The sequence below is a fragment of the Priestia sp. ST2 genome, assembly GCF_055810735.1.
On sequence record NZ_JBVVNT010000028.1, the window covers coordinates 1 to 1,273 of the forward strand.

Here is a 1,273-nt window from a genome sequence, read left to right on the forward strand (position 1 = left end):
AAGGCTGAGCTGTGATGACGAGGGAATTATAGTACCGAAGTTCCTGATTCCACACTGCCAAGAAAAGCCTCTAGCGAGGCGGGAGGTGCCCGTACCGCAAACCGACACAGGTAGGCGAGGAGAGAATCCTAAGGTGATCGAGAGAACTCTCGTTAAGGAACTCGGCAAAATGACCCCGTAACTTCGGGAGAAGGGGTGCTCTGGTAGGGTGTATAGCCCGAGAGAGCCGCAGTGAATAGGCCCAGGCGACTGTTTAGCAAAAACACAGGTCTCTGCGAAGCCGCAAGGCGAAGTATAGGGGCTGACGCCTGCCCGGTGCTGGAAGGTTAAGAGGAGGGGTTATCCTTTGGGAGAAGCTCTGAATCGAAGCCCCAGTAAACGGCGGCCGTAACTATAACGGTCCTAAGGTAGCGAAATTCCTTGTCGGGTAAGTTCCGACCCGCACGAAAGGCGTAACGATCTGGGCACTGTCTCAACGAGAGACTCGGTGAAATTATAGTACCTGTGAAGATGCAGGTTACCCGCGACAGGACGGAAAGACCCCGTGGAGCTTTACTGTAGCCTGATATTGAATTTTGGTACAGCTTGTACAGGATAGGTAGGAGCCTGAGAAGCCGGAGCGCTAGCTTCGGTGGAGGCGTCGGTGGGATACTACCCTGGCTGTATTGAAATTCTAACCCGCGGCCCTGATCGGGCCGGGAGACAGTGTCAGGTGGGCAGTTTGACTGGGGCGGTCGCCTCCTAAAATGTAACGGAGGCGCCCAAAGGTTCCCTCAGAATGGTTGGAAATCATTCGTAGAGTGTAAAGGCACAAGGGAGCTTGACTGCGAGACCTACAAGTCGAGCAGGGACGAAAGTCGGGCTTAGTGATCCGGTGGTTCCGCATGGAAGGGCCATCGCTCAACGGATAAAAGCTACCCCGGGGATAACAGGCTTATCTCCCCCAAGAGTCCACATCGACGGGGAGGTTTGGCACCTCGATGTCGGCTCATCGCATCCTGGGGCTGTAGTCGGTCCCAAGGGTTGGGCTGTTCGCCCATTAAAGCGGTACGCGAGCTGGGTTCAGAACGTCGTGAGACAGTTCGGTCCCTATCCGTCGTGGGCGTAGGAAATTTGAGAGGAGCTGTCCTTAGTACGAGAGGACCGGGATGGACACACCGCTGGTGTACCAGTTGTCTTGCCAAAGGCATCGCTGGGTAGCTATGTGTGGACGGGATAAGTGCTGAAAGCATCTAAGCATGAAGCCCCCCTCAAGATGAGATTTCCCATAGCG

1 rRNA gene is annotated in these 1,273 nt (G+C 55.1%); it reads left to right on the forward strand.

Going from position 1 to position 1,273, the window contains the following annotated elements:
- Nucleotides 1-1,273 (forward strand): 23S ribosomal RNA (locus AC0KUU_RS29925); the annotation flags it as partial.